Here is a 24,646-nt window from a genome sequence, read left to right on the forward strand (position 1 = left end):
TTTATCTCAGCCGTATGCTTTTTTTATAATATACGATTCTGATCATATAAGCCCGCATAGCGGGCAGTGAGGACTGTTCAGGCGTCCGCGGTACCGCGCAGGATCCCAAGCCCATGAGGCAGAGCCGGCATCAGGATATCGAGGTCTTCCCGGCAGGCTTTCGGGCTTCCGGGCAGATTGATGATCAGCGTCTGTTTCCTGATGCCGGCCGTCTGACGGCTCAGCATCGCTTTCGGCGTGATCTTCAGAGACTGTGAGAGAATTGCCATCGCAATGCCTGGGGCCATACGGTCGCAGACTGCTTCCGTGGCTTCCGGCGTGATGTCTCTCTGCGAGAATCCGGTTCCTCCGGTCGTGAAAACGACATTGACCTGACGCTGATCCGCTAGGCGGATGAGTTCTTTCTGCAGGAATGGCTTCTCATCCGGAAGCAGGATCTGTTCCAGAACCTGAAATCCTTTCCCTTCGAGATACTCCCGGATCGCAGGTCCGCTCTTGTCTTCATAGATGCCTTTGAATGCCCGGTCACTGAGGGTGATGATCGCTGCAGTGAACGGATGGTCTTCTGCTAAAGGCTCCACAATGATTTCATCACCCGGATGAATCATTCCGCCTTTCAGCACCTTTGCAAACACGCCTTCTCTCGGCATGATGCAGTCGCCTACCGCCTTGTAGATGGCACAGTGATCATGGCATTCCTTGCCGATCTGCGTCAGTTCCAGCAGGCAGTCACCGACATGGATCAGAGATCCGACCTGAATCGAACGCAGGTCGATGCCATTCACTATCAGGTTCTCGCCGAAGGCACCATAAGCCACATCGATCCCCTTCTTCCGGAATTCTTCAATCTTCTCTTTCTCCAGCAGGCTGACCTGGCGATGCCAGTTTCCGGCATGTGCATCGCCGACGATTCCCCAGTCGACTTTCAGTTCTGCTTCGGGAATCACGTATTTCGCGGTTCCGCGATGATCGCTGATGCAGATGGCCTCCAGAGATCCTTTTCTGATTTCGTTATCCGCCAATTTCAATCATCTCCTGTTCTTCGGTAATTCTGTTCAGCTGCTCAAAGCAATGAGCCTGCGGCTTTTCTGTGATTGCTTCTGCAATAGCTTGCTTCAATACTTCCTGATGATCGTTCTGATCTCTCAGGATCGATCTCAGATCGACCGTATCGCCATAGCAGAGACATGGCTTCAGCTTGCCCATCGAAGTGAGACGGATCCGGTTGCACGAACTGCAGAACTTTCCGTGAATCGCTCCGATGAATCCGATCGATCCAGCAAAGCCTGAAAGACGCACATATTCTGCCGGCCCGTTGCCATGAACCCGATGATCTTCTTCGATGGGTCCGAACTCTGCTTCGATCTGCTTCTTCAGGTCTTCATTCGATACCGGCGGATACTTCTTTCCGTACCCGATCGGCATCATCTCGATAAACCGCACATCGATCGGAAGATCCTTAGATAGACGTACGAGATCTTTCCATTCACCGTCATTGACACCGGTCTGAAGCACCGTATTCACTTTCGTGCGGATGCCGCCTGAAACCGAAGCCTCAATGCCTGCCTTTACTTCCTGCAGACGGTCGGAACCGGTGATCATCCGGAATACTTCCGGCTTCAGCGTATCGAGCGACACATTGATCGCATCGATGCCTGCTTCTTTCAGAGCTGGAAGATTCTGCTTCAGCAGAATGCCGTTGGTCGTCATCGTGACCTGCTCGATGCCGGGGATCTCTTTCAGCCGCTTCACGAGATCCGCACATCCAAGTCTGACCAGAGGCTCTCCTCCGGTCACCTTGATCTTCGTGATACCAAGCGAAGCAGCAGCTTTCGCAATCTCGAGGATTTCTTCATAGCTCAGAATCTCATGCATCTGAACCTGCTGAATTCCTTCCGGCATGCAGTACCGGCATCTCAGGTTGCAGCGATCCGTGATCGAGATTCTGAGGTAATTGATCTCCCGTCCGAAGGAATCCTTCATCCGTCGAACCTTTCCAGAAGGACATGGAGATCGCCGCCGCAGACTTCTCCTTCTTTCGAAGCCGCATCTGCCGTCAGCGAATCATGGAACAGCTCATTGCCAAGACCCGTATCGAGCATCTTCTTCGCTTCCTTCAGAACCAGGGCTTCCAGCAGTCCTCCGCCGATTGTGTTGATGCCGGTTCCGTCTTCGACAATCAGCATCTTCGTACCGACTTCACGCGGTGCAGATCCGCTGCGCCCGACAATTTCAGCAAGCACTTTCGGACCATCATGGTCATAAGCTCCCTGCAGAATATCCTGCGGATAGCCATACTGCTTTCTGGCATTGCGCACCTGAATGACCTGCGCCAGAACCGAGATGGCAATCTCTTCCGGCGTCTCAGAATTGATCTCAAGCCCGATCGGCGCATAGACACTATTCACCAGATCTGCATCGTTTCCCTCATCGGTCATCTTCTGCTTGACCATCTGGATTCTGCGCCTGCTGCCCATCATGCCGATATAGGCATGCGGCTTCTTCAGAATCATGCGCAGGCAGTCTTCATCCCACTTATGGCCTCTGGTCACAATCACGAAGAACGTATCCGGGTTTCCAGGAATCTCAGCCAGGGCTTCGGCAAACGGCTTAGCGATCACATGTTCTGCTCCTGCTTCTCTGGCATTTGCAGCGAATTCCTCGCGGTCATCAATGACCGTGACTTCCATGCCGACCGTCTGGGCAAGCTTCAGAATCGGGATTGCCACATGGCCCGCTCCGCAGATCACCATCTGACTCGTGCGTCCGAGGCGCTCGATGAATACCTGCTGGCCATCCACTTCATGGAGGCCAGTCTCCTTCATCGCCGCAAGCTCTGCTTCATGAGCCTTCAGAAACGTGCAGTCATCTGACAGGAATACGGTCTTTCCATCGCAGTACAGTGCTTTCTCCATCTTCTCAGAACTGATCAAAGAAGCGCTATGCATTTCGAGATATCCGTCCAGGGAACGGAATGCATCGAAATATGCAGATAATTTCGTCATGAAATCGCTCCCCCCCTTACTTTCCGAATCCGCAGTTCGGGAACGTGCACGGATTGCAGCCAAGGCATAATCCGCCCTCCCCAAGCGCATCCATTTCCGCCTTCGTGACCGGGTCATCCGCCATCAGCCTCGGCAGAACGAGATCGAAAACCGTACGCTTTGCATACATGACACAGCCCGGCAGTCCGACAATCGGAATCCGCTTTCCATCCCGGTTCTTGTATGCAAGCATGAACATCGCTCCCGGAAGAACCGGTGCCCCGTAAGTGATCACTTCATCCGCAGCAAAACGGATCGCCGCCGGCGTCCGGTCATCCGGATCCACGCTCATGCCGCCGGTGCAGCAGATGAAATCTGCCCCGGCATCCAGCAGCTTCTGAATCGCTGCGACTTCCATATCTGAATCATCGCTGCATACCTCATGCCCGATGATCTCTGCCCCGAATGCCTGGAGCTTTGCAATCACGACCGGCGTGAACTTATCTTCAATCCGATGGGCATAGACTTCATTGCCCGTCGTGACGATTCCGACCTTCTTTTTCCGGAATGGCAGAATCCGGAAGATCGGCGCACCCTTAACCGCTTCTTCCACTGCTTCCATCTTCTCTTTCTCGATGATCAGCGGAATGATGCGCATCCCGGCAATCTTATCTCCCTTTTTCACCGGGAAGTCCCCATGGATGCTGGCAATCATCATCTGTCCGAACGAATTCACGGTATAGAGACGCTTGCGGTCAATCTTCAATAGACCGTCAATCATCGCCTTCGCTTCGATCTTTCCTTCCTTGATGTCATCCGAATGCGTGATCGTATCCTGATCGCCTGCACTGATGCGGTACAGCACCATTGCTGCATCATTCTCATGCATCATCGATTCATTGACTTCCCAGATATAGACATGATCCTTGCCGACTCTCAGCAGCACCGGCACATCTTCCTTCGTGATGATATGTCCCTTGCGGAACACCGGACCTTTCTTGACCCCCGGAACAATCTCCGTGATGTCGTGGCATAGCATCTGCCCGACGGCATCCTCCGTCTTCATGAGTTTCATACGTTCTCCTGCCTCTTCTCCTTCTGAATCTTCGCTTCTATTCCAAGTGCTTTGCGGTATCTCGCATCATGATGCCGCATCGCCTCTTCGCTTCTGCATTTCGCCCTGCTCGCCTCAAAGCGCTCCGCAAGACTTACCCTCTGATCTTCCCTCGTGATCTTGTCTGCGTAATAAAGCAGATCTGCTTCATTCAGCGGCGTCTGTTCCAGATATCCTTCGTCGTCATGGAATCTGACGATATCAGCAATATCAAGCCATCCTTCGCTTGCCAAAAGGTCAGCCGTACGACCTGCATGTTTCGGCAGCGCCCGGAGCAGATCATGAACGAGGGCCCCCTTCTCGAGAACCTCGCCATCATACGCTCCCTTCAGTTCTGATATTAATTCCGCACAGGTATCACGAACTGCTTTCATATGTGCCGCAAGCGGTTCTGATACTTCGCAGCGCTCATATAGATCTTTGATCTCAGTCTCACCCATCAATCCGATCGGCCGGTACAGCAGTTCCTGTACCGAGAGACTTCCATTCCAGCCAAGCACGGCGATCCCTGCTTCCGGCATCTTCACATCCAGAATGGAATCCAGACTGATCCCGCTGACCCTGCAGATCAGCGAACGGATCACGCCGCTGTGCGTCACGATGGCAAAGTCATCAGTGCTGTTATGGATCAGATCCAGCAGTTCCTGCATCGCCCGATCAGCGGTTTCCTCAAACGATTCTCCGCCAGGAGTCCGGTAGGATCCGATTGCCTTTCCGCGCTCTGAATATGCTTCCGGGAATTGTGTGCGGATGTCTGCAATCTTCTTTCCTTCCCAGGATCCGAGATTGATTTCACGGAAGGCTTCTGTCTTCAGCACATACGGAAGGCCGGAAGCTTCCGACAGTTCTTCGGCAGACCTGACTGTTCTGGAAAGATCCGAGGAAGCAATCCATCTTGCCTTCGTGCGCTTCAGCCATGCACCGTCAATCTGCATCTGTTTCCTGCCTGCTTCAGAAAGCGGGCAGTCAGTAATTCCGAGATACGTTCCTGGTTCCTTTTCTGCTTTTCCATGACGGATCAGATAGATCTTTCTCATGGTTCGCCTCCCTGCTTCAGGAAAACTGCAGAACCATGCAGATCCGCTAACGGGATCAGGTAAAGTCCATGCTTGCGGCAGAAACGATCCGCTGCTTCTCTGACACCCGGATACTGCAGGCTGGTATAGTCATGCAGAATGATCACGCCGCCCTTGGATAATCGCGGCCAGAAGTATTCCAGTCCCGCTTCTGCTCCGGCAGACAGATCGGGATCCAGGCTGACAAAGGCATAACTCGTTTCCGGAAGTCCCGATGCGCTTTCCGGAAAGTGGCCTTTCACGAATACTGCCTGCTCCGGATGCGGGAGCTTCTGCCGCACAAGTTCAATGGAAGTATCCGAGAAATCATTGCGGTACGTGCCTCCGGTTTCGTGTTTCAGATCTGCTTCCGCGAATCCTTCAAACGTATCAAGCAGATATAATTTCCGGTCCGGGAAGCAGCGATTGATTTCTCTGGCAAAGGCTCCCTGGTATACCCCGAGCTCAGCGGTGTCTCCAGGTACGTTCCTGTCTCTGATCTGTTCTGCAGCAAGTCTCAGTTCCGCAAGTCTCAGATCCTGAAGCTTCCGGAAGGATGAGATCGTCTCGATGGACCCATGATAGCCGGAGGCTTCGATCTGCTTGCGGATGGATTCGGCTGCTTCCTGATTCAGAACTGCAATCAGGATCAGATCCGGCGAAAGCTTCAAGCCTGCTTCCAGAGAAAGAACCGGAATATGGTCACTCTCTGTGTTCTGACAGGCTGGATTATTGTCCATGAAGCACACGACTTCGCCAGGGATCCAGCGGGATGCCATTGCCCCGCCCTGTCCGGCGCCGAAGATTGCAGTTTTCATGAGCGCACCTTCTTTTCGCGGCTGGATTCCGGAAACAGGGAACTTGCCGAGAACAGATTGCAGAATTCCTGTTCGGCCTGCCGTTCCACTCTTCTCGAAAGCTCTTCGTAAAGCTCCATCAATTCTTTTCCGCGTTCGGTCAGGACGGAACTGCCGCCGTCTTTTCCTCCGGCTCTTCTGGTAAGGATCCGGTAGCCGAGCTCTGCTTCGGCGCTGTGGATGATCTGCCAGCCTTTCGAATAAGAAAGCCCTGCTGCCTCACAAGCCTTACGGACCGAATGCGTTTCTTCAATCTCTTTCATCAGGTCAAAGGTTTCCGGTCCGAAGAAGCCCTGGCTGTTGACAAGCGTGACATTGGCTTCTGCCCGCATCAGCCGGCTGTTCTGGCGGTCGATCGCATACTGCAGATCTTCTTTGGTATCCATGTCCATGACCGCCCCGGCATCATCAACTGGCAGGAAACACGTATTCTGAGAAGAAAGCGAATCCAGTGCTCCTTTGAGACCGCGCTCGCCGGAATAAGCAAGAATCTTCGGAATGAAAGAACCGCTGAACAGTACCGGATGTCCGATCCGGTTATGGCAGATCGGATAGACCAGATCTTCTTTTCTGGTCATTTCCAGCCTGACCGTATCTTCGAGAAAAAACGGAATATCCACCGGCGTGAAGAATACCCGTTTCACGCTTCCTTCCAGTCTTGCCAGCCCGAGCTTCGCGCTGTCAAACATCTGACTCGTCTCATATTGTTCATTGCGGACGAATTCGACTTCGAGCGGAGCAAGTGCTTCTTCCACCTGGTCTGCCTGGTAGCCGGTAACGACCACGATCTTCTTCACGCCGCAGCGCTGAAAGTTCGTGATGACGCGGTCGGAAAAAGAACGGCCGCCGACTTCCATCAGCTGTTTGAACTGATTCATTCTTTTTGACATTCCTGCAGCAACAATCACCGCTCCGTACTGGTTCATATCAGCCTCGTATGTTATTTTCATACCATACGTATTTCATGCAGGCAAGTGAAAAAACAGACAAACATTCAGTTTCTGTAGCCCAGGCCGCAAGAATTTGTGAAAAAATGCTGAAACAAAAAAAGAGATTCCTGAAACCTGGTATCTCAGAACAATAGAAATCAGAGTGGATGGAAGATCGGTTTCATTCTGCCGGTACGGCATCGGATCGATTTCACCCCAGTCATATTTGATGCCATAGTCCACATGGTCGGTGATCGCAATCTTGGCAAGACCGAGCCGGATTGACGACATCTTCCCTCGAGCAGACGGAATCATCGCTTAATACGTATGCACATGATAATCACATTTCATCAGAATTCTCCTTCAGCAGATACTCAATCGAAAGCTTCCGCATCCCGATCCTGATGAGGGCGTAGAGATCCCTGATCACCTCCAGGGATGGTCTGATTTCTTCCGGAAGAGAAGAATCTTCGAGGCTCACGGATACTCCTTCCAGGGCACTGCACCAGCCGATCAGTTCCGGATTCATCACTGCCGCAAGTGCCTGGATCTGGAAATTCAGCAGTCTGGAAGGATCTGTCTTCAGCAGTTCGGCCTGATCTTTCAGACTGAAGCCAGGCAGATACTGAAGCTCACCTGCTGCAGAAGCGTATCCTCTGCAGAGATGATGAGAAAGGATGATTCCGCAGCCGGTTCCCTTTGCGGAAGGCTGATACACCGCCGCGAGATCTGAAACCTCCGGATGAAGCGAAGATAAGCCCATCACCGCAAGATTCATATCATTTTCAAGAAGGAACGGACGGGAGGAGACTGTCTTCAGTTCACTCTTCAGATCCTTTCTGGCAAGTTTTTCCCAGTCGCAGGTTTCTGCATAGCCATCGCGGCAGATGCCCGGAATCGAGAGCACCCAGATGGAAATTGCAGGATCTTCGTATTCTGCTTCCCGGATCTCATGAAACAATTCTTCCAGGGTTCCTTCGGCATAAACCGTTCTCTTTCCGGATATCAGATTTCCATGCAGGTTCAGGATATCTCTTTCTGCAGCACAGCCGTCCTTTCCTGCTGAGAGCAGCAGAAAACCGAGATGATGAAAGTCCGGATTCACCTGATACTGCTTGGATCTTCTGCCGCCGGTAGAAGTCTCCTCTCCGCAGCAGAGGATCTCATGATTCTCCATCATCTCTTTCAGATAATTCAGAATACCGGCATGAGATAAGTGCGTCTGCTCTGCCAGCTCATTTCTGGTATGGACCTTGCCATCATAGAAACAGCTCCGGATCATTCTGAGATTCTCCTGTTTCAGAGTTTCTGTCTTTGCCATTGCATGCCTATCATAGTGGTCCGGACCCGCTTATGTCAAGATATGACGAAAGTGGTTGAAACAGCCTCAGACTGCAGGTATCATAGGCTTATGAACCAATCAGAAATCAGAAAAACGGTAAACGCCTGCTGGTGGGCTTATATTGTCCAGGCGATTGTCAATAACTTCTCTCCGCTGCTCTTCATGCAGTTCATGAAAGAATGGAATCTGACCCTGGCAGAGATCACCCTGATCACCACGCTGAACTTCAGCATTCAGCTGTTTGCGGATGCGGTATCCGCCCCGATGATCCGGAAATTCAGAACGAGAAAAACCATCGTGCTCGGGCATGTGATGGCCGGTGCAGGTCTTCTGGCGATGACCATTCTCCCTTCCCTTCTGACTCCATTAGCAGGTCTTCTGATTTCGGCATGCATGTATGCCATCGGCGGCGGTTTGATCGAAGTTCTGATCTCACCGATCATCGAAGCATGTCCTTCGGACAATAAGAAAACTGCGATGGCCCTTCTGCATAGTTTCTACTGCTTCGGATTTGCCGGCGTCGTCGCGGTTTCTGCATTGTTCTTTCACTTTTTTACCACGAGTCACTGGCGCTTGCTGGCTGTTCTCTTTTCGATCATTCCGTTTCTGAATGGATTCCGCTTTTCCAGGATCTGGCTTCCAGAAGCGTTTCAGGAGGAAGCACCTGCTTCCCGCGCGCTCTTTCATTCCGGAACATTCTGGCTTCTGTTTTTTCTGATGCTCGGTTCCGGAGCGAGCGAACAGGCAGTTGCACAGTGGACAAGCACGTTCATGGAGTCCATTGGATTATCCAAAGCGGCCGGAGATCTTGCCGGGCCCCTGCTGTTCACGCTCTGCATGGGAGCCAGCCGGGCTATTTACGGTCGCTTCGGGCAGAAGCTTTCTCTGAATCGGGCAATGATTTTCTCAGTGATGCTGTGTCTTGGCTCTTATCTGGTTCTCTCTTCGGCTGCCGGTGTGATGACCGCGATCGGCTGTGCGCTCTGCGGATTTTCGGACGGCATCTTCTGGCCGGGAACGCTGTCGATTGCGGCATCCCTGATGCCTTCCGGCTCAGCATCCCTGTACGCGCTATTAGCCCTGGCCGGAGATCTAGGCTGTACGGCCGGTCCGACACTGGCAGGTCTTGTGGCTGCAGGAGCTGGAAACTCGATTCAGCATGGCATTTCCATTGCCATCCTGTTTCCGGTTCTGATCCTGATCTGCCTGCTCGTTCTCTTATTCCGCATTAAGGGCAGTCAGAGCTCCGGTCCGCTTCAGATACGAGAGGTAAGTCAGACTCAGAATGATCTGAACGGCAGAAGAACTCGGCGTTGACAATCCGATCCGGAATAAGGAAACCGGGGTCAGACGGCTCATGAAGTAGGCAATCGGAATCCGGACGCAGAACGCGCTGAGAATGCCCTGGATCATGACAAACTTTGTTCTGCGGATCCCATTGAAGAACCCGATGCAGCAGAAGAAGATCGGGGTCAGCAGACAGTCGATCGCATAGGCTTTCAGATAGTCTGCAGCTGCCTGGACGACCTGCTGATCTTCGGCAAAGAACCCTGCAAGCACATCACCATGGAAGAAACTGAGATAGCTCAGCACGGCACCTGCGCATAATGATGCAATAATCGCATCCTTCAGTCCCTGCATTACCCGTTCCGGCTTACCTGCCCCGTAGTTCTGAGCAGTGAACGCAGCCATCGACTGCATGAAGGCACTCGGCATCAGCATGATGAAGGCACAGACTTTCTCCGCCACGCCGACACCGGCAGAAGCAGTGACGCCGAGCACGTTGACAATCGCCTGGATCACCAGGAACGAAACACTGACAAGGAAATCCTGGATCGCGATCGGGATGCCGGTTTTCAGAATCTCACTGATCTGTGTCCCGTCCCATTTCAGCATCTTCGTTTCCAGTACAAATGGCATTTCTTTCCCTCGCAGCAAGAGAAGAGAAATCACTACCGAAAGCGCCTGGGAAGCAACCGTGGCAATGGCAGCACCAGCAGGTCCCATGTGGAACTCTCCGACCAGCAGCAGATCCCCGAAGATATTTCCAGTACAGGCAAGTGCGACCGCAATGAGCGGGGTTCTGGAATCTCCGATCGCTCGGAATATGCTGCCGATCAGATTGTACCAGGTGATGACAAACATCCCTCCCCCGCAGATCTGCAGATACTGCACCGCATAATGAAACGCTTCCTGAGGAACTTTCATGATTGATGCGATCGCAGAAGCACCGAAACCGACAAGAAAACTCATTCCAATTCCAAGAACCGTAAACAGCACGATGGAGGAGCCGAGAATTTCGCCAGCCCCGGCCCGGTCATGTTCGCCTGTTTTCCTTCCGAGCAGCACCGTGGTTCCCATTGCCAGCGAAGCCATGACGTTCGTCAGCGTCGTCATGATCTGGGCACCATTGGACACTGTAGAAACACTTGCCGCATCCGCAAAGCGCCCGACGATGATCAGGTCGGCAGCGCCATATAATGCCTGCAGCAGCAATGCAAGAAATACCGGAACTGCAAAGCGGATCAGTACGGGAAAGATCTTCCCTTCGGTCAGCTGATTTCTCATAAGACAACTCTCCTTCTGAAAAAAAACGGCCGGACAGACAGCAGGCATCTCAGCCTGCCATCTTATCCAGCCGTTCCTATCGCGTTATGCAAGAAACTGCCCTCCGATGAGCAAGAAACGTTTTACCAGACTCATGTTCATACGTCAAGCAGGTTCATTTATGTTTTCCTATGACGGATCAGAACCTGCTGCATGCATGGAAGCGGAAGTCGAAGAGCCCAGAGAAAAAAGAGAAACGGCAAAAACAGTTTTTCACAAAATAATATCGATTGACTAAATAGTTAGATTTTCTAACTTATTGAATGTGTGTTGTACAGACCGTACGTAAATCCAGCCCGTGCCTGCACGGTAAAACGATCTCACTGAAAGAAAAAGGACAATTCATATGTTCAGAACTCGTTCTTCCAGGACTCTTTTCATCATGCTTGCAATTCAGTCACTCCTCTCCCTGTTCATCGGAGTGGCTGATCTGGATCTTTCTTCCCTCCTGCAGGGAGATGGCGGTCAGTGGATGACCCTGCTTGCTTCAAGAGCGCCGCGTCTGCTGGCAATTCTCTGCACCGGGGCTGGAATGTCTGCTGCCGGACTGATCACGCAGCAGCTGGAAACCAGATGCACGATCAGATCGAATTCCTCATCTTGAAACGGCAGCGACTTCGTCCTATCTCCGCGGATGATCCGGATGGAATACCCTTCTCACTTTTCAGCTGTTCTTCGGAATAGTCAAATACCGTGCACGCTGCACCCGCTGCCGATAGAACCGGCAACTGCTGACCAGGCCGAGTGTACTCATTTACTGTTCAGAATCTGCGGAAACTAGTTTCTCGGCACGCATTTCGTGGTCGTGAGATGAATCTTCAGCGCGCCAGGAACTGCCTCCAGATATTCTTCATGAGAAATAGGCTTTCCCCATCCGTTCTTCACCCAGCGGTCGATGACGGACGCACTGATTTTTGTGATCGTTCATAGATAGGTCTCCTATGAGTACACGATAAAGGCAGCCGGTCGGGCTGCCCTCCTTGTCTTATTCCAGATTTTCTCCGTTGGAGGAGATGACTTTCTGATACCACCAGAAGCTGTCTTTGCGATAGCGGTTCAGCGTTCCGTTTCCGAGATCATCTTCATCGACATAGATGAACCCGTAGCGCTTGGACATCTGATTCGTGCTTGCACTGACGAGATCAATCGGCGCCCAGCTCGTATAGCCCAAGAGATCGACGCCTTCATCGATCGCTTCCGCCATAGCAAGGAAATGCGAGCGGAAGTAATCAATGCGATACGGATCATGAACCGTATGATCGCTCTCCAGCACATCCTTCATGCCAAGTCCGTTCTCGACGATGAACAGCGGCTTATGATACCGGTCATACAGATCGATCAGAGAAACTTTCAGTCCTTCCGGATCAATCTGCCAGCCCCATTCGCTGGAAGGAAGATACGGATTCTTCACGCCTAATACCGTATTTCCAGGAGTGCGCTCGGCATTGGGGTCAACGGATTCCGTCATGGACATATAGTAGCTGAAGGAAACAAAGTCCACCGGATAAGCCCTGATGAGTTCCAGATCGCCATCCTGCATCTTTGGCATCCATCCGTTCTTCTCCAGTCTCCGCTTCATCATAGCCGGGTATTCTCCGAATACCTGAACATCCGCGAATTCCATGTTGATGAGATTCTTTCTCTGCGCAGCAAGCACGTCTTTCGGAGCACAGGTGCGGGGATAGGTCATGAGCTTCGTGACCATGAGGCCCATCTTTGCCTCAGGCAGAAGCTCCTTCATCATCTTCGTGACCATCGCACCGGCAACGAACTGATGATGCGCAGCCTGATACACACACTGCTCAAGGCTCTTTTCCCGGCAGAATTCCGGAATGATGCCAGCCGTCGTGAACGGGTGGCGCACGATGCTGTCAACTTCATTGAAGTTCAGCCAGAGCTTCACATACTGACCGTATTCTTCAAAGCAGGTTCTTGCAAAACGGACAAAGCAGTCAATCACATGCCGGTCCGTCCAGCCGTTGTAATGCTCGGCCAGATACAGCGGCATCTCATAATGAGACAGCGTGACCAGCGGTTCGATGTGATCCTTCTTCATTTCAGAGAACAGGCGATGGTAGAACGCGACTCCTTCCGGATTCGGTGTTTCTTCTTCGCCCGTCGGGTACAGTCTCGTCCAGGCAATGGAAACTCTTAATACCTTGAAGCCCATCTCTGCAAATAGAGCAAGGTCTTCCGGGTAGCGGTGATAGAAATCAATCCCGCGGCGCTTCGGATAGTAAACCGTATCGTCCGTCGCCTTTGCTTCGGCGATTCCCTTCAGCGTCACGCCGACATTGGCAGCGTAGTTCTTCACATCGACATCCGGTTTATAAGTAGCGATATCGGCTACGCTCATGCCCTTTCCGCCGACATTCCAGGCGCCTTCGCACTGGTTGGCAGCGAGCGCGCCGCCCCACAGGAATCCTTCCGGGAATCTCATCTTATGCCTCATCCTTGTACAGAATCAGCGTTGCGATAAACGAAGCAGCCAGAGATACTCCGAAGCCCGCAAATGCCCAGACGATATTCTTCGGGTTAGCCGGATCGACGAACATCGCCATGCCGGCAAGACCAGGACCCATCGCAACGAATGCCTTGACATGCGCAAGACCGATCACGGCTCCGCCGAGGATTCCGCCGATCATGACGCCGGCCATTGCCTTCTTATGCTGGAGCGTGACGCCGTAGAGCGCCGGTTCCGTAATGCCGAAGATTCCGGAGATGCCTGCCGAGATTGCGGCAGCTCTGAGGTTCTCATCCTTAGTCTTGACCGCAACTGCCAGGCACGCGCCGCCTTCGGAGATATTGTGGGCCAGAGATGCCGGCATATACAGCATCTCCTCCCCCGCAGTCGTGATGGCGCTGACCGCATACGGAAGCAGTGCCTTGTGCATGCCCATCGAAATCATGAACGGAAGAATCGCCGCTAACAGAGGTACCGCAATCCAGCCGATCGTATCATAGACCCAGAGGATGACGGAGGTGATCAGCGTTCCGATGTTGTAGCCCAGCGGGCCAAGCACTAAGAGAGCCAGCGGCGAAACAATCAGGAAGCACATCATCGGGACGAAGAATACCCGGATGGCTTTCGGAGAAATCTTCGTGAAGAACTTTTCAACGAAATACAGCACTCCGACCGTCAGAATCGCCGGGAATACCTGATAGGCATATGCGATATTCTGCAGGCCGATGCCGAAGAAAGTCTGACCATCCGCAAGGGCCGCAGTAATCTTCGGAAGCAGCGTGACACCGACGATCGCAACCGCAGTCACACGGTTGCAGCCGATCTTGCTCGCCATGGTCACTGCAACCATCAGCGGCAGGAAGTACAGAGCCGCATCTGCTGCCTGCATCAGAATGAAATATACATCTCCGCTGGAGCTCATCCAGCCAAGCAGAACGAACAGAGACAGAATGGCCTTCAGGATGCCGGCACCCGCAATTGCCGGAACCAGCGGCTGGAAGACGCCGATCATGAAGTCAAGAATCTTTCCGCCGATGCTGGTGTTGTTCTCAGCAGGTTTCGGATCATCAGCTACGGTTCCGCCGGTGGTGAAGTCTGCTTTCTCTGCGATTGCATCATATGCCTCGATCACATCATTGCCGATGATGACCTGGGTCTGGCCGGCTGCTCTGACCACTCCGAGAACTCCCGGAGTCTTCTTCAGACCATCCATGTCTACCTTGCTGTCATCGCGGATCGTGAAACGCAGTCTTGTCGAGCAGTGTTCCAGATGCGAGACGTTCCCCTGACCGCCTACTTTCTGGATGATGGCATCTACCAGTGCATCATAGTCTTTTTTCCCCTCTTTGAACACCCGTAATGTAATCGGATTTAAACCGCTTTCAAAGCAGGAAGATTTTGTATAATGACCACTTTCAGTTGTCACTCATTCTGAATGAAAAGCAGAAGCTCCTGGCTCCTGCTCACTTCATCGCATCGAATTTTCCGAAGAACCACTGCTCTACCGTATGATAGACATCCTTCGGTGAAAACCCTTTCTTCCTGATCATAACCACAGGCAGTTCTCCCTGTGCACCGGAAACCGGAATGACCTTCTCCTCATTCCTGTAATGTTCCGGAATCAGGATCGAAGCACCTTCTTCCTGATGAAGATACCTGGCAAACCCATAGTCTCCGGTCGTCGCCAGAATCTGCGGGTGAATGCCCTCTTCCAGACACAGTGTCCGGAACCTCCGGTTCATGTTCTGCATTCCTGCGTGCAGGATGATCTTCTTCCCATCCAGATTTCTCAGCGTGAGCTTCTGAACATCCTTCAGATCCTTTCCGGGAATGACTGCCATGCGGTCCTTTCCGACTTCCCGGAAGTCAAAGGTGTCCGGGGTATCTCCCTTAGCCAGCACCGCAAAGAACGCTTTGTTGATCAGAATCCGATGCTCGCATTCCTGATCCGGCAGAGCTTCCCAGGCAAGCCGGATATCTTCATGCGTATCATTGAATTCCTGGCACAGCGGATACATCATGCGCATTTGGGAAACTGCAAACGGGAAACTCAGCTGCACTCTGCCTCCGGCAAGAAGCCTGGCATTCTTTCTTGCCTGCATGTACGAATTCAGCAGATGCCTGCTCTCTTCGTAGAAATAATCTCCGGATTCGGTCGGAATCACGCCGGATACACTCCGCCGGAACAGCTTGACCCTCAGATCGCTTTCCAGACTCTGAATACTCTTGGAAAGCCCCTGCTGAGAGATATAAAGTTCCTCAGCAGCCTTATGCATGCTGCGGACTTCATAGAGCTTCATGAAATAGCGCAGCTGTTTCTCATCAAGCATGATGTGCTCCTTTCCTATCTGCTGTTCTTCATCGAACCTTTCCGGATCTTTTCCAGGCGTTCCGGTTTCACTTCCCCGCAGGTTCTCAGATCGCCGATCATATTATCCACAACCTCGAAATTCAGTGCAGTGCCTTCTTCATCTGCAGTATAGCTTGCCGCATAGGCACGATCCATGCCATACGACTCTGCGGTCTCTTCTGCATCGATATTCGCCCCGAGGAAGATGAACTTCCATCCTGCTTCTTTCTCAGCTTCAATCATATTCCTGATCTCTCTGCGGCTGCAGACTCTGCTGCTGTTTTCCATGCCATCCGTGATGATCACAAACATCACATGCTCAGCCTGATAAGCTTCTGCCGTATTCTTCTCGGCATCCGAGATCTTCCGAATCGTGAATCCGATCGCATCAAGCAGAGCCGTGGACCCGCCGACCGAATACTGCGTTTCATCCATCGGCTTCACCGCCCTCAGATCGATCCGGTCATGAAGCAGTAAATACCGATCGCTGAACAGCACCGTCGTGACCAGACACTCTCCTGCTTCTTTCTTCTGCTTCTCCAGCATTGCATTGAAGCCGCCGATGGTGTCTTTCTCGAGCCCGCACATCGAACCGCTGCGATCCAGAATGAATACAAGTTCCGTGAGATTCTTCTTCATATCAGATCCTCCTTCTGATCTGTCTGAAGAATAGTCTCACTCTCCCTTCTGCTGGTCGCTTCGCAGGCGACATTTCCGATCAGGAACCTAACAGCTGCTGATCATAGCGGAACAGCACTTCGTTGATCTCATAGATATCATAGTTTCCATGGGTGATGAAATATGCAATGATCACATCGCTCACCTGGCTCATGGACAGCGAGTATCCGCCCTTTTCCAGCAGATCTTCCGTCTCTTCCCGGCTCAGCTTCAGCGCAATGCATAATGCCAGAATCGTGCGCTTGCCCGGCCGGTAGTCTTTCTGCGAACGGATCTTCGAAAACAGCCTGCGGTCAAGATTTGCTTTCCGATATACTTCCGCATCCGTAAGACCTTTCGCATCGATGATCCGGAACAATGCACTCTGAAATGACTCATCGAGATGTCTGACCGCATCATCGACGTCATCCTCTTCCAGGAGAATTCTTCCTTCCGGAAGCGCACAGGCTGACATCATCTCTGGTTCCAGATTCAGAGAGAGAAACGCCTCCAGCTGAGCATCCCTCTTCTCTGCTGCAGGCCGTTCCCGGACCAGATAAATCATCAGGTCATGATCTTCCAGGAACCTGCGGGCAGCAGATTCTGCAGCTTCAAAACTCACCTCTGCAGGATATCCGCATCTCAATGCAGAACTCATGGGAATCGCAATGCGCCGGCATTGTGATTCTTCTGCCTGCTCCAGTGTTTCCAGATATGCAGATTCCAACCGGCACTCGCTTTCTTGGGGAGAACCGGAATCATAGAACGGCACAGAGGCGGAAATGACATGCTCTGCAGAATCTGGAAGATCGTCCTCATTCTGCAGCCGGATGATTGCATCTGTCTTTTGCGGCTTTCGCACAATCAGAAATGGCATCTTCGTTCTCCCTCAGATCAGAATTCCTTTCAGGTGATCGCACTCATGCTGGATCACTTCTGCCACAAGACCGGAAAACTCCTGCTGATGCGGCTTCAGGAATGCATCCTGATACTTCACGGTGATCTTCTGGAATCTCCTGGTCTTCCTGGTGCCGGAAAGCGAAAGACACCCTTCTTCTGCTTCATAGGGTCCCTGTTTCCGGACAATCATCGGATTGATCATCGTCACGAGAACCAGACCATTCCGGACGCAGATGATCTGCTTCTGAAAGCCGATCATATTCGCAGCCATGCCCAGGCAGTCCTGCTCATGCACAGCCATCGTATCCAGCAGATCTCTTACGATCGCCAGGTCTTCTTTTCCAGCCAGTGAAGACGGAACCGAAAGAAACACCGGATCTCGATCAATGGGACGGATCATGAATCATTCCTCCAATCATACTTCTATGCATTCAGTATAGCGGAAACCGGAAAAGAAAATGTCCGAGTCCGGACATCCTCTTATTCATAATCGAAGCGGCCTTCGTTCTTTTCCTCCAGTGCCTTGATGATATGGTATGTGCACTCTGCGGCCGGGACCTGTATGCCTTTTTCTGCAGCCTTCTTCATCAGCACGCCGCAGAACATGTCAATCTCCGTCGGACGTTTCGCATCCAGATCCTGCAGCGTGGAATATCTCGTTGCCGGCGTATAGCGGTAGGAACCTCTCGGAAGAGGTCCGATCTCTATGCCATATGCTGCAGCAACCTTCCGTCCTTCTTCTTCCAGCTTCATGGAATACCAGAGCGCATGCTCGCTGTCGCTGTAGGCGCCAAGTCCGGTTCCAAGTACCGCCTGAGGAAGATTGTAGGCAATGTTCCGGATAAACTTCGTCCACTGACGCTTCAGGATATCCGGCACAAAACCAGTATGCAGCCTGGTTGTCGCAAAGAACTGCTCCAGAACCTCACAGGCCTCTGTCTTCTCCGGGGTATTCCGGTCTCCGTACCAGAGCCCATCAGGTCCCTCCGGATGATAGATCTCAATCTCATTGCCGGTGCGATGGGAGACGATCGTCATGTATGCATTCACGATCGGTTCCCAGCCGATCTGTTCTGCAATGAGCTCTTCCGAATCGATGCCATTGAGCAGACTCAGCACCATGGTCCGTTCATTTCCGGATACCGTATGTCCGGAATTCCTTCCGGCAATCCGGACGATATCTGCCATCGCATCCTTCAGACCGGTATATTTGACCGCCACAATCAGAAGATCCGCATCTGATGCTTCTGCTGCACTCTGCACATGAAGATCATAATGTTCTCCATTGATCTTCATGCCCTCTTTCCTTAGGCGTTCTGCCCGTGTTCCTTCTGCGACTATGACGAGATTGTCCTTCAGGGAATTCTGCATTCCCCAGACCATATCCCCGCCGATTGCTCCGGCGCCGAGCAATGCCACTTTCCGGATTTCCATACTGAATCCTCCCTGCTGCAATGTGCCTATGATACACGAACGCGAGCAGAAAATGCAGAAAAAACTCCTGACAGACTGCCAGGAGCCGGTTATTTTCCTTTCCGTTTCCCTTTCTTCAGTTCCTTCTCGATCCCGTCATAGACTTCCCCGACATTATGAGAAGCCAGGTCCTGCTCGAAATCATGCTGGATTTCTTGCAAGGAACGATCCAGGGCTTTATGGATATTCTTCCCGACCGGACAGTTCGGATTCGGGTTCTCATGAAAGCGGAACAGATCTTCCTCGCTGTTCGTCTCCACTGCCTTGTAGAGATCCAGGAAAGTGATCTCCGAAAGCGGCCGGGTCAGCGTGATGCCGCCAGGACCCCTCTTCACCTCAATGATGCCTGCATCCTGCAGCTGCAGCATGATATTTCTCACAATCACCGGATTCGACCCGATGCTGGCAGCGAGAAACTGGCTGGTGATCTTCTCATCTTTTCCGAATACTTCCGCTGCGACCAGCATATGAACCGCAATCGTGAACTTGGTTGATATCTGCATGTCTTCTTACCTTCTTGTCTTATTTTAACGCATGAAGTCCTTTTCTGAGAGGCAAATTCCATGATTCTGACCAGCTCTTTCCCTGCAGAATTTCCGCATATGAATGCATGGTCAGCATCCCCCTATGGTGAATTGACTGATGTTTCCCCGTTAATTACAATACTGAGGTACATACATCTGAATCTTCTCAGACCAGGCTGACTCAGACTGGATCGATTTTCTTTCAGAGAATGCACATGCAGGAGATTCGAGGAGATTCCATATGAGCAGCAAATCCTCAGGAACTTATGTGATTGATGAAAATTATAATGTGATCGCCGTGAATCAGACCATCCTGGATCTTTACCCTTCTCTGAAAGTCGGGAAGAAATGCTACCAGTGCCTGATGAACCGGAATGAACCATGTCCGCCCTGTCCGGTTGCTAATCATGTGCAGGGTCCGCAGACTTACATGGATCCGATCCGCCGCATCTATGAGACCGTTGATGCGGTTGAAATCAATCTGCCCGATGGTCAGCTCGGCCATGCTTTAGTCATTAGCACGGTCGGCGAAAGCGAGACGATCGCCGCAAAGCTTCCCCGTACCAGAGAAGAACTGGAGAAGCTCCTCGACCAGGAATACTTCGATACCCTGACTGACGGATCTACCCGCAAAGGATTCATCCGTGAGACGGAACGGATCTTCTCCAGAAGAAACAAGACCGATTATGCGATGATCCTGTTCGATATCCGCAACTTCAAGGCAATCAATGAGACTTTCGGAACCGAAGGCGGCGATCAGGTGCTGCGCTTTGTCTATCAGTTTCTTGCTCACAGCTGGCTGAAGCCGGCTGTTTCTGCCCGCATCGAATCTGACTGGTTCCTGTTTCTCGTGCCGAAGAGCTGTCTGAAAGAAGAACAGCTCAGCTTCCTTCTGAACCTGGACTGGGTCAAGGACAGCCGGGTTGTTCATCTGCACCTGCGCTGCGGCATCTACTACGTGGAGGAGAATGCTGCATCGGTTTCCACGATGGTTGACTGGACCATCATTGCCAAGCAGTCTGCAGGTCCGGGAGAATACAATACGTATGCCGTATTCACTCCGGACATGCGGGAGAAGTATGTAGACCGGGCCGAGATCCTCTCCGGCTTTGCCAACAGCCTGGCCAATAAGGAATTCCAGGTATACTACCAGCCCATCATCGAAGCTTCTACCGGAAAACTGTGTGCAGCTGAAGCACTGGTGAGATGGAATCATCCCCGCCGGGGATTCATTCTGCCGGGCAGATTCATTCCGGCCCTGGAAAGCAGCGGCTTCATCACCCAGCTGGATCAGTATGTGCTTCAGCATGTGTATTCCTTCCAGGAATATCTCAGAGCGAAGAAGCAGCCCATGGTTCCGGTTTCCGTGAATCTATCCCGTCAGGATTTCTACAACAATGCATTCATGAATGACCTGTTCACGATGGCAGAAGACAGCACGCTCCCGGCAGATTCGATCAGCTATGAAGTCACGGAGACATCAGTCGCGGTCTTAGGTGAGAACTGTTCCTATCTTCTGAACCAGATCCGTCAGATCGGTGCCAGAATCCTGCTTGATGATTTCGGCAGCGGCTATTCTTCTCTCAGCATGATCGGAAACTATTCGTTCGATACGGTGAAGATCGATAAGTCATTCATCGATCAGATCGAGACGAAGCCTTCGATCCGGGCAGTCATCGAATCCACGATCACGATGTGCCATAACCTCGGACTGACCACCGTAGCTGAAGGAGTGGAATCCATAAGCCAGCTGAACTATCTGAAAGAACATGGCTGCGATTTCATCCAGGGATACTATTATTCGAAGCCGCTCAGCGAGCAGCACTTTCTCGAATATCTCTCCGCCGCAGAAATCGCCGAGACGCATACTCTGCGTTCGTTTGATCAGAACGATCCTGGCAGGATGGATATGAAGAATCTCATGGACCTGGTCGATCATTCCGGCATGTTCATCCAGGTATGTCATCCGGAAGACTACAGCATGGTCTATGCCAATCAGATGACGCTCGAAATTTCCGGGCATCCGGATCTTCCCTATAAAGGAGCACGCTGCTATCAGTACATGCTCGGATTCAATGCACCATGCGGACACTGTCCGATGAAGCAGATGGGCAGTGAAAATGAGAAAGAAATCGAAGTGGATGATGGTGCACATGTATTCTCTCTGAAAGCAAGATATACCACCTGGAATGGCAGGAAGGTATTCATGGAGTACGGGAGAGACATCACGGATACTAAGAAAGCCCAGCATCGCTATGCGGATCAGATCCGCGGCATCCTCGAATGCATTCCAGAGGGCCAGGGCGTCTTCCATGTCGATCTGACCGAAGACCGCTGGCTGAGTTCCGGCGGCAATGCCCAGAACGCAAGAAACATGCAGAATATGAGCGATGTGAATACGCTCATTCATCAGATCGCCTCCTTTGTCCCGGACGAAGAAGGACAGAAACGGTTCTTCGATACGTTCAGCCGCGAAGCTCAGCTCAGGGCAAAAGCAGAACACCGCCATCAGATTCTGTTAGAGACAGAATCCTACTATGATGACCGTTCCATCAGATGGTCCCGCATCACCGCGCATCTGATCGAGAATCCGGAAACCGGCCATACTGAAAGCATCATCTATGGCGTCGATATCTCCAAGGAGAAAGCACACATCGAAGAAATAGAACGCGAACGCCAGAAAGAAAACCTCGAGAAAGACCAGCTGAGACAGAGAATCGATGAGACGATGGAGCTGTACCAGCAGGCGGACCGCGACCGCCGCTATGACTATCTGACGGGACTTGGAAGCAGACTTGACCTGCATGACTTCCTGAAGAAAGCAGAAGAACAGGAAAGAAGTCCGGTCACTGCAGTCGTGATGCTGGACCTGGATAACTTCAAGCTCGTCAATGATACGTACGGTCACGATGCCGGAGACCGCTGCCTGAAAATTCTCGGCGAGAAGCTCACCGATTTCGGCCTGCAGCATAAGATCACGTTCTACCGCTTCGGCGGTGAAGAGATCGTCGGCCTCTTCCGCAGCCCGGAAGAGAATGTCAGCAAAACGGTCAGTTCCATGCTTGAACTGATCCGCACTCAGGAGATCATTCTCTCGGACGGACAGGAAATCTCCGTCACCGCTTCAGCTGGCTACACCTCCATTCCAGGCGACTATCATGACATGATCACGAACGCCGATCATGCGATGTATGAAGCCAAGAAGCATGGCAAGAACCAGTCTGCCTGCCTGGATCGGGCAGAGTCCTGATCCTGTTTCTGATAGGAAATGCACTGTGCTGTTTCAGGTACAGTGCTTTTTTCTTTCCCTTTCTGTCATACAGAAGAAAGAAGAGGACGATATTTCTATGCCCCAGCAGGAATTCTGAATCAGTTCATTCTTTGAGCTGCCCAGGGCTGAAGCACCTGGGGTTTACGCCGTTTTTCTCTAAATTCTGCTGTCAGAAAACTTCATGATTATCATAAGACAGGCATGAAAAACCGGCCGGTGAAAATCCGCCAGCCGGCATAATCCGTATTTCTGTCTTCCGATCACATCAGAGGAAGCTCCCATGGATGAAGTACCACAGGTTCTTTCTTCAGATCCGCTTTCTGTTCTTCATTCAGGAAATCCTGATGAACCGCTGCTTCAAAGACATACGTGCGGAAGTAGTTCTCACTGCATGCATAAAGGCCATCTTTTCCGCTCTCTTTTCCCCAGGAATTCTCGATCTTCCAGCGAAGCGGCTTTCCGTCCTGATCCAGATGCACTCCGATCAGAAGGACATTATGAACCGCAGAACTTTCCCCAGTTTCCAGAAGATCCTTTCTGCTCATGGAAAGATCTCCGAAGCACTGTGAAAGCACGAAGCAGTCCGGATCAAAGATCCCTTCCTCCCGGCTGGAATACGCTCTGGAATCCAGACCAATCCAGACAGGCATGCCAGCTTTGAGCTGCGCAATGCATAATGCTTCAAGCTCTTCATACGGAAGATTCAGACGCACCCGGTTGTTCTCTGCCATCGTGCCGTTATCATGCGATACGATGCACACATGCATCGGCTCATAAGAAGTGGGCTCTGAAATCACATGAACATATTCCGAGAGATCCGTGCCAACATAAGTCTGATAGAATGACTTCGGCGTCAGATTCTTCACTTCATGAATCTGATTATTCCGATCACGCCACACATAATCAAAAGTCTGTACTGGTTCCCCGAACAGGATGCATTCCAGACGGTAGATCTGCTTCATCCCGTCCTGAATAATCGCTTCTCTTTTTTCCGGCTTAGCTGCCCGCAGCTCGGCAGCCTTCTTCCTCAGAATGCGGTTGGTCAGCTGGTTAGCCGAAGCAGTATGTTCAGAAGCCCACGTCTCTGGCATGACTTCTTTCGGAACGAGTCCGTATTTCATGATCAGCCCACGCACCTGATCCCAGACATTGCCATCCTGGATGCCATGGAACAGGTACTGAACCGCTCTGGAAGAAATCGGTTCCTCGGCGGTATCGGCCGCCATCTGCAGCCAGTTATTTGCTTTCTCCAGCTTGTCGTAGAACGCAAGATAGTTCTCTGAGAACTCAAAGGTCTCAACGCCCATCTTCGATGCTGCGGTTTCCCGCAGACCATTGAGCGCAGAAAACAGCCAGCATCTTCCGCTCTGTTTCTGGGCGGTAATCCCATGATGCTCAATTTCAATATTGAAAGCCATATGCAGCATCGCTGCTTTGCGATCATCGCAGCCAAGCTTCATGACATCTTCATGAGTTGCCGCAGCCGAAAGAATCCGATCCTGCTCCGTGATGGAATTCTGCAATTCTGATAGGCGCTCTGGTGTCAGCACTGACATTTGTTTCCTCCATGTCTTCTCTGAAGACTTTCTGTCTTTCAGAATACCGCAATCTGACAGAAAAGGAACCTGAGAAGATGTCATTCAGTTCCTCCATCTTCTGACGCAAGTCACCGATGAAACAGAATCCGAAGATCAGAGGATCCTCTCTGATTCCGTTGTTTTATCTGATGTTATGCTTCTTCATTTTCTCCTGGAAAATATCGGTGATGATCTTCCGGAGTTCCTCCCTTTCCTTTTCCGGAAGTTCTCCCGGCTTCTTTGCGACCGCATATAGCTCAGGATACTGTGCAGCAATGCGCTCGATGGTCTTGGTAGTCGCATGCTTTCTCACGAAGAACGGAATCTTTCTGATCCATTCTTCCGGCACGAGGGCAAGAATCTTGTCTGCAGCTTCCTTGTCGCTGATCTCTGCCGTCGATAAGCCGGCCTGTATTTCCTTCTGTTCCTTCTCTGTGAACTCCTTCAGTTCCATAATCTGGTCCTCCTGTCTCCTGAATGCAGAAGATGAACCGCATTCAGTTCAGATAAAGAGTCTACGTCATTATGATGCTGACCGCAAT

General features: G+C 51.7%; 22 protein-coding genes. 3 read left to right on the forward strand and 19 right to left on the reverse strand.

Annotated features, from left to right (window positions below):
- Positions 1-77: 77 nt before the first annotated feature.
- The 8 genes from C7E00_RS16495 to C7E00_RS08640 all read right to left on the reverse strand — a co-directional run bounded on the left by C7E00_RS16495 (position 78) and on the right by C7E00_RS08640 (position 8,260).
- A complete protein-coding gene (locus C7E00_RS16495; protein WP_239928548.1) occupies positions 78-1,022 on the reverse strand; it encodes an MOSC domain-containing protein in 945 nt (314 codons plus the stop codon).
- A complete protein-coding gene (moaA, locus tag C7E00_RS08605) occupies positions 1,012-1,983 on the reverse strand; it encodes a GTP 3',8-cyclase MoaA (RefSeq protein ID WP_105303902.1) in 972 nt (323 codons plus the stop codon). Before moaA ends, C7E00_RS16495 begins: the two co-directional genes overlap by 11 nt.
- Positions 1,980-3,005, reverse strand: coding sequence for an XdhC family protein (locus C7E00_RS08610; protein WP_154503406.1), 1,026 nt, complete (start codon positions 3,003-3,005; stop codon positions 1,980-1,982). Before C7E00_RS08610 ends, moaA begins: the two co-directional genes overlap by 4 nt.
- Before the next feature lie 16 nt (positions 3,006-3,021).
- On the reverse strand, positions 3,022-4,059 hold the full coding sequence (locus C7E00_RS08615) for a molybdopterin-binding protein (RefSeq protein WP_105303904.1): 1,038 nt from the start codon (positions 4,057-4,059) through the stop codon (positions 3,022-3,024).
- Positions 4,056-5,135: a histidine phosphatase family protein gene (locus C7E00_RS08620; RefSeq protein ID WP_105303905.1), complete on the reverse strand. Its 1,080-nt coding sequence runs from the start codon at positions 5,133-5,135 to the stop codon at positions 4,056-4,058. The genes C7E00_RS08615 and C7E00_RS08620 overlap by 4 nt, the downstream gene beginning before the upstream one ends.
- The gene (locus tag C7E00_RS08625) at positions 5,132-5,971 is read right to left on the reverse strand and encodes a TylF/MycF/NovP-related O-methyltransferase (protein ID WP_105303906.1); all 840 of its coding nucleotides are present in this window, start codon (positions 5,969-5,971) and stop codon (positions 5,132-5,134) included. Before C7E00_RS08625 ends, C7E00_RS08620 begins: the two co-directional genes overlap by 4 nt.
- Positions 5,968-6,936: an NTP transferase domain-containing protein gene (locus tag C7E00_RS08630; RefSeq protein ID WP_167836536.1), complete on the reverse strand. Its 969-nt coding sequence runs from the start codon at positions 6,934-6,936 to the stop codon at positions 5,968-5,970. The genes C7E00_RS08625 and C7E00_RS08630 overlap by 4 nt, the downstream gene beginning before the upstream one ends.
- A gap of 343 nt (positions 6,937-7,279) precedes the next feature.
- Positions 7,280-8,260, reverse strand: a complete 981-nt coding sequence (locus C7E00_RS08640) for an ROK family protein (RefSeq protein WP_105303909.1) — start codon at positions 8,258-8,260, stop codon at positions 7,280-7,282.
- 90 nt (positions 8,261-8,350) lie between these two features.
- Between C7E00_RS08640 and C7E00_RS08645 the strand changes: the two genes are divergently transcribed.
- Positions 8,351-9,598, forward strand: a complete 1,248-nt coding sequence (locus tag C7E00_RS08645; RefSeq protein ID WP_105303910.1) for an MFS transporter — start codon at positions 8,351-8,353, stop codon at positions 9,596-9,598.
- Here C7E00_RS08645 and C7E00_RS08650 read toward each other — a convergent pair.
- Positions 9,500-10,849: an MATE family efflux transporter gene (locus tag C7E00_RS08650; protein ID WP_105303911.1), complete on the reverse strand. Its 1,350-nt coding sequence runs from the start codon at positions 10,847-10,849 to the stop codon at positions 9,500-9,502. The two genes, C7E00_RS08645 and C7E00_RS08650, sit on opposite strands and share 99 nt — an antisense overlap.
- 385 nt (positions 10,850-11,234) lie before the next feature.
- On the opposite strand from C7E00_RS08650, the gene C7E00_RS08655 reads away from it, so the two are divergent.
- The gene (locus C7E00_RS08655) at positions 11,235-11,492 is read left to right on the forward strand and encodes an iron chelate uptake ABC transporter family permease subunit (RefSeq protein WP_105303912.1); all 258 of its coding nucleotides are present in this window, start codon (positions 11,235-11,237) and stop codon (positions 11,490-11,492) included.
- Positions 11,493-11,873: 381 nt separating this feature from the next.
- Here the strand turns inward: C7E00_RS08655 and C7E00_RS08665 are convergent, their stop codons facing one another.
- From C7E00_RS08665 to C7E00_RS08700, 8 genes are all read right to left on the reverse strand, one after another.
- The gene (locus C7E00_RS08665) at positions 11,874-13,328 is read right to left on the reverse strand and encodes a glycoside hydrolase family 1 protein (RefSeq protein ID WP_105303914.1); all 1,455 of its coding nucleotides are present in this window, start codon (positions 13,326-13,328) and stop codon (positions 11,874-11,876) included.
- A gap of 1 nt (position 13,329) precedes the next feature.
- On the reverse strand, positions 13,330-14,778 hold the full coding sequence (locus tag C7E00_RS08670) for a PTS transporter subunit EIIC (RefSeq protein WP_204378597.1): 1,449 nt from the start codon (positions 14,776-14,778) through the stop codon (positions 13,330-13,332).
- A 37-nt stretch (positions 14,779-14,815) separates the two neighbouring features.
- Positions 14,816-15,682, reverse strand: coding sequence for a LysR family transcriptional regulator (locus C7E00_RS08675; protein ID WP_105303915.1), 867 nt, complete (start codon positions 15,680-15,682; stop codon positions 14,816-14,818).
- Between the two features lie 14 nt (positions 15,683-15,696).
- Positions 15,697-16,341: a vWA domain-containing protein gene (locus tag C7E00_RS08680; RefSeq protein WP_105303916.1), complete on the reverse strand. Its 645-nt coding sequence runs from the start codon at positions 16,339-16,341 to the stop codon at positions 15,697-15,699.
- Positions 16,342-16,420: 79 nt separating this feature from the next.
- The gene (locus C7E00_RS08685; RefSeq protein ID WP_105303917.1) at positions 16,421-17,236 is read right to left on the reverse strand and encodes a macro domain-containing protein; all 816 of its coding nucleotides are present in this window, start codon (positions 17,234-17,236) and stop codon (positions 16,421-16,423) included.
- Between the two features lie 12 nt (positions 17,237-17,248).
- The gene (locus C7E00_RS08690; RefSeq protein WP_105303918.1) at positions 17,249-17,659 is read right to left on the reverse strand and encodes a peptide deformylase; all 411 of its coding nucleotides are present in this window, start codon (positions 17,657-17,659) and stop codon (positions 17,249-17,251) included.
- Between the two features lie 80 nt (positions 17,660-17,739).
- Positions 17,740-18,693, reverse strand: a complete 954-nt coding sequence (locus tag C7E00_RS08695) for a ketopantoate reductase family protein (protein ID WP_105303919.1) — start codon at positions 18,691-18,693, stop codon at positions 17,740-17,742.
- Between the two features lie 89 nt (positions 18,694-18,782).
- Positions 18,783-19,235, reverse strand: a complete 453-nt coding sequence (locus C7E00_RS08700) for an Rrf2 family transcriptional regulator (RefSeq protein WP_105303920.1) — start codon at positions 19,233-19,235, stop codon at positions 18,783-18,785.
- Positions 19,236-19,497: 262 nt separating this feature from the next.
- On the opposite strand from C7E00_RS08700, the gene C7E00_RS08705 reads away from it, so the two are divergent.
- A complete protein-coding gene (locus C7E00_RS08705) occupies positions 19,498-22,506 on the forward strand; it encodes an EAL domain-containing protein (protein ID WP_105303921.1) in 3,009 nt (1,002 codons plus the stop codon).
- Between the two features lie 281 nt (positions 22,507-22,787).
- Here C7E00_RS08705 and C7E00_RS08710 read toward each other — a convergent pair whose 3' ends face one another.
- Both C7E00_RS08710 and C7E00_RS08715 read right to left on the reverse strand, forming a co-directional pair.
- Positions 22,788-24,083, reverse strand: a complete 1,296-nt coding sequence (locus tag C7E00_RS08710; protein ID WP_167836537.1) for a C1 family peptidase — start codon at positions 24,081-24,083, stop codon at positions 22,788-22,790.
- Positions 24,084-24,246: 163 nt separating this feature from the next.
- Positions 24,247-24,558 (reverse strand): hypothetical protein, encoded by a 312-nt coding sequence (locus C7E00_RS08715; RefSeq protein ID WP_105303923.1) that lies wholly within the window; start codon positions 24,556-24,558, stop codon positions 24,247-24,249.
- Between the last annotated feature and the right edge of the window lie 88 nt (positions 24,559-24,646).

The organism is Anaerolactibacter massiliensis (genome assembly GCF_900290205.1).
In the GTDB taxonomy this organism is placed as follows: domain Bacteria; phylum Bacillota_I; class Bacilli_A; order Erysipelotrichales; family Erysipelotrichaceae; genus Bulleidia; species Bulleidia intestinalis.

Excerpts from the sequence above, each read along its gene's own strand:
- moaA (WP_105303902.1), bottom strand. The coding sequence starts at position 1,983 with ATGAAGGATTCCTTCGGACGGGAGATCAATTACCTCAGAATCTCGATC.
- C7E00_RS08610 (WP_154503406.1), bottom strand. The coding sequence starts at position 3,005 with ATGACGAAATTATCTGCATATTTCGATGCATTCCGTTCCCTGGACGGA.
- C7E00_RS08615 (WP_105303904.1), bottom strand. The coding sequence starts at position 4,059 with ATGAAACTCATGAAGACGGAGGATGCCGTCGGGCAGATGCTATGCCAC.
- C7E00_RS08620 (WP_105303905.1), bottom strand. The coding sequence starts at position 5,135 with ATGAGAAAGATCTATCTGATCCGTCATGGAAAAGCAGAAAAGGAACCA.
- C7E00_RS08625 (WP_105303906.1), bottom strand. The coding sequence starts at position 5,971 with ATGAAAACTGCAATCTTCGGCGCCGGACAGGGCGGGGCAATGGCATCC.
- C7E00_RS08630 (WP_167836536.1), bottom strand. The coding sequence starts at position 6,936 with ATGAACCAGTACGGAGCGGTGATTGTTGCTGCAGGAATGTCAAAAAGA.
- C7E00_RS08640 (WP_105303909.1), bottom strand. The coding sequence starts at position 8,260 with ATGGCAAAGACAGAAACTCTGAAACAGGAGAATCTCAGAATGATCCGG.
- C7E00_RS08645 (WP_105303910.1), top strand. The coding sequence starts at position 8,351 with ATGAACCAATCAGAAATCAGAAAAACGGTAAACGCCTGCTGGTGGGCT.
- C7E00_RS08650 (WP_105303911.1), bottom strand. The coding sequence starts at position 10,849 with ATGAGAAATCAGCTGACCGAAGGGAAGATCTTTCCCGTACTGATCCGC.
- C7E00_RS08655 (WP_105303912.1), top strand. The coding sequence starts at position 11,235 with ATGTTCAGAACTCGTTCTTCCAGGACTCTTTTCATCATGCTTGCAATT.
- C7E00_RS08665 (WP_105303914.1), bottom strand. The coding sequence starts at position 13,328 with ATGAGATTCCCGGAAGGATTCCTGTGGGGCGGCGCGCTCGCTGCCAAC.
- C7E00_RS08675 (WP_105303915.1), bottom strand. The coding sequence starts at position 15,682 with ATGCTTGATGAGAAACAGCTGCGCTATTTCATGAAGCTCTATGAAGTC.
- C7E00_RS08680 (WP_105303916.1), bottom strand. The coding sequence starts at position 16,341 with ATGAAGAAGAATCTCACGGAACTTGTATTCATTCTGGATCGCAGCGGT.
- C7E00_RS08685 (WP_105303917.1), bottom strand. The coding sequence starts at position 17,236 with ATGCCATTTCTGATTGTGCGAAAGCCGCAAAAGACAGATGCAATCATC.
- C7E00_RS08690 (WP_105303918.1), bottom strand. The coding sequence starts at position 17,659 with ATGATCCGTCCCATTGATCGAGATCCGGTGTTTCTTTCGGTTCCGTCT.
- C7E00_RS08695 (WP_105303919.1), bottom strand. The coding sequence starts at position 18,693 with ATGGAAATCCGGAAAGTGGCATTGCTCGGCGCCGGAGCAATCGGCGGG.
- C7E00_RS08700 (WP_105303920.1), bottom strand. The coding sequence starts at position 19,235 with ATGCAGATATCAACCAAGTTCACGATTGCGGTTCATATGCTGGTCGCA.
- C7E00_RS08705 (WP_105303921.1), top strand. The coding sequence starts at position 19,498 with ATGAGCAGCAAATCCTCAGGAACTTATGTGATTGATGAAAATTATAAT.
- C7E00_RS08710 (WP_167836537.1), bottom strand. The coding sequence starts at position 24,083 with ATGTCAGTGCTGACACCAGAGCGCCTATCAGAATTGCAGAATTCCATC.
- C7E00_RS08715 (WP_105303923.1), bottom strand. The coding sequence starts at position 24,558 with ATGGAACTGAAGGAGTTCACAGAGAAGGAACAGAAGGAAATACAGGCC.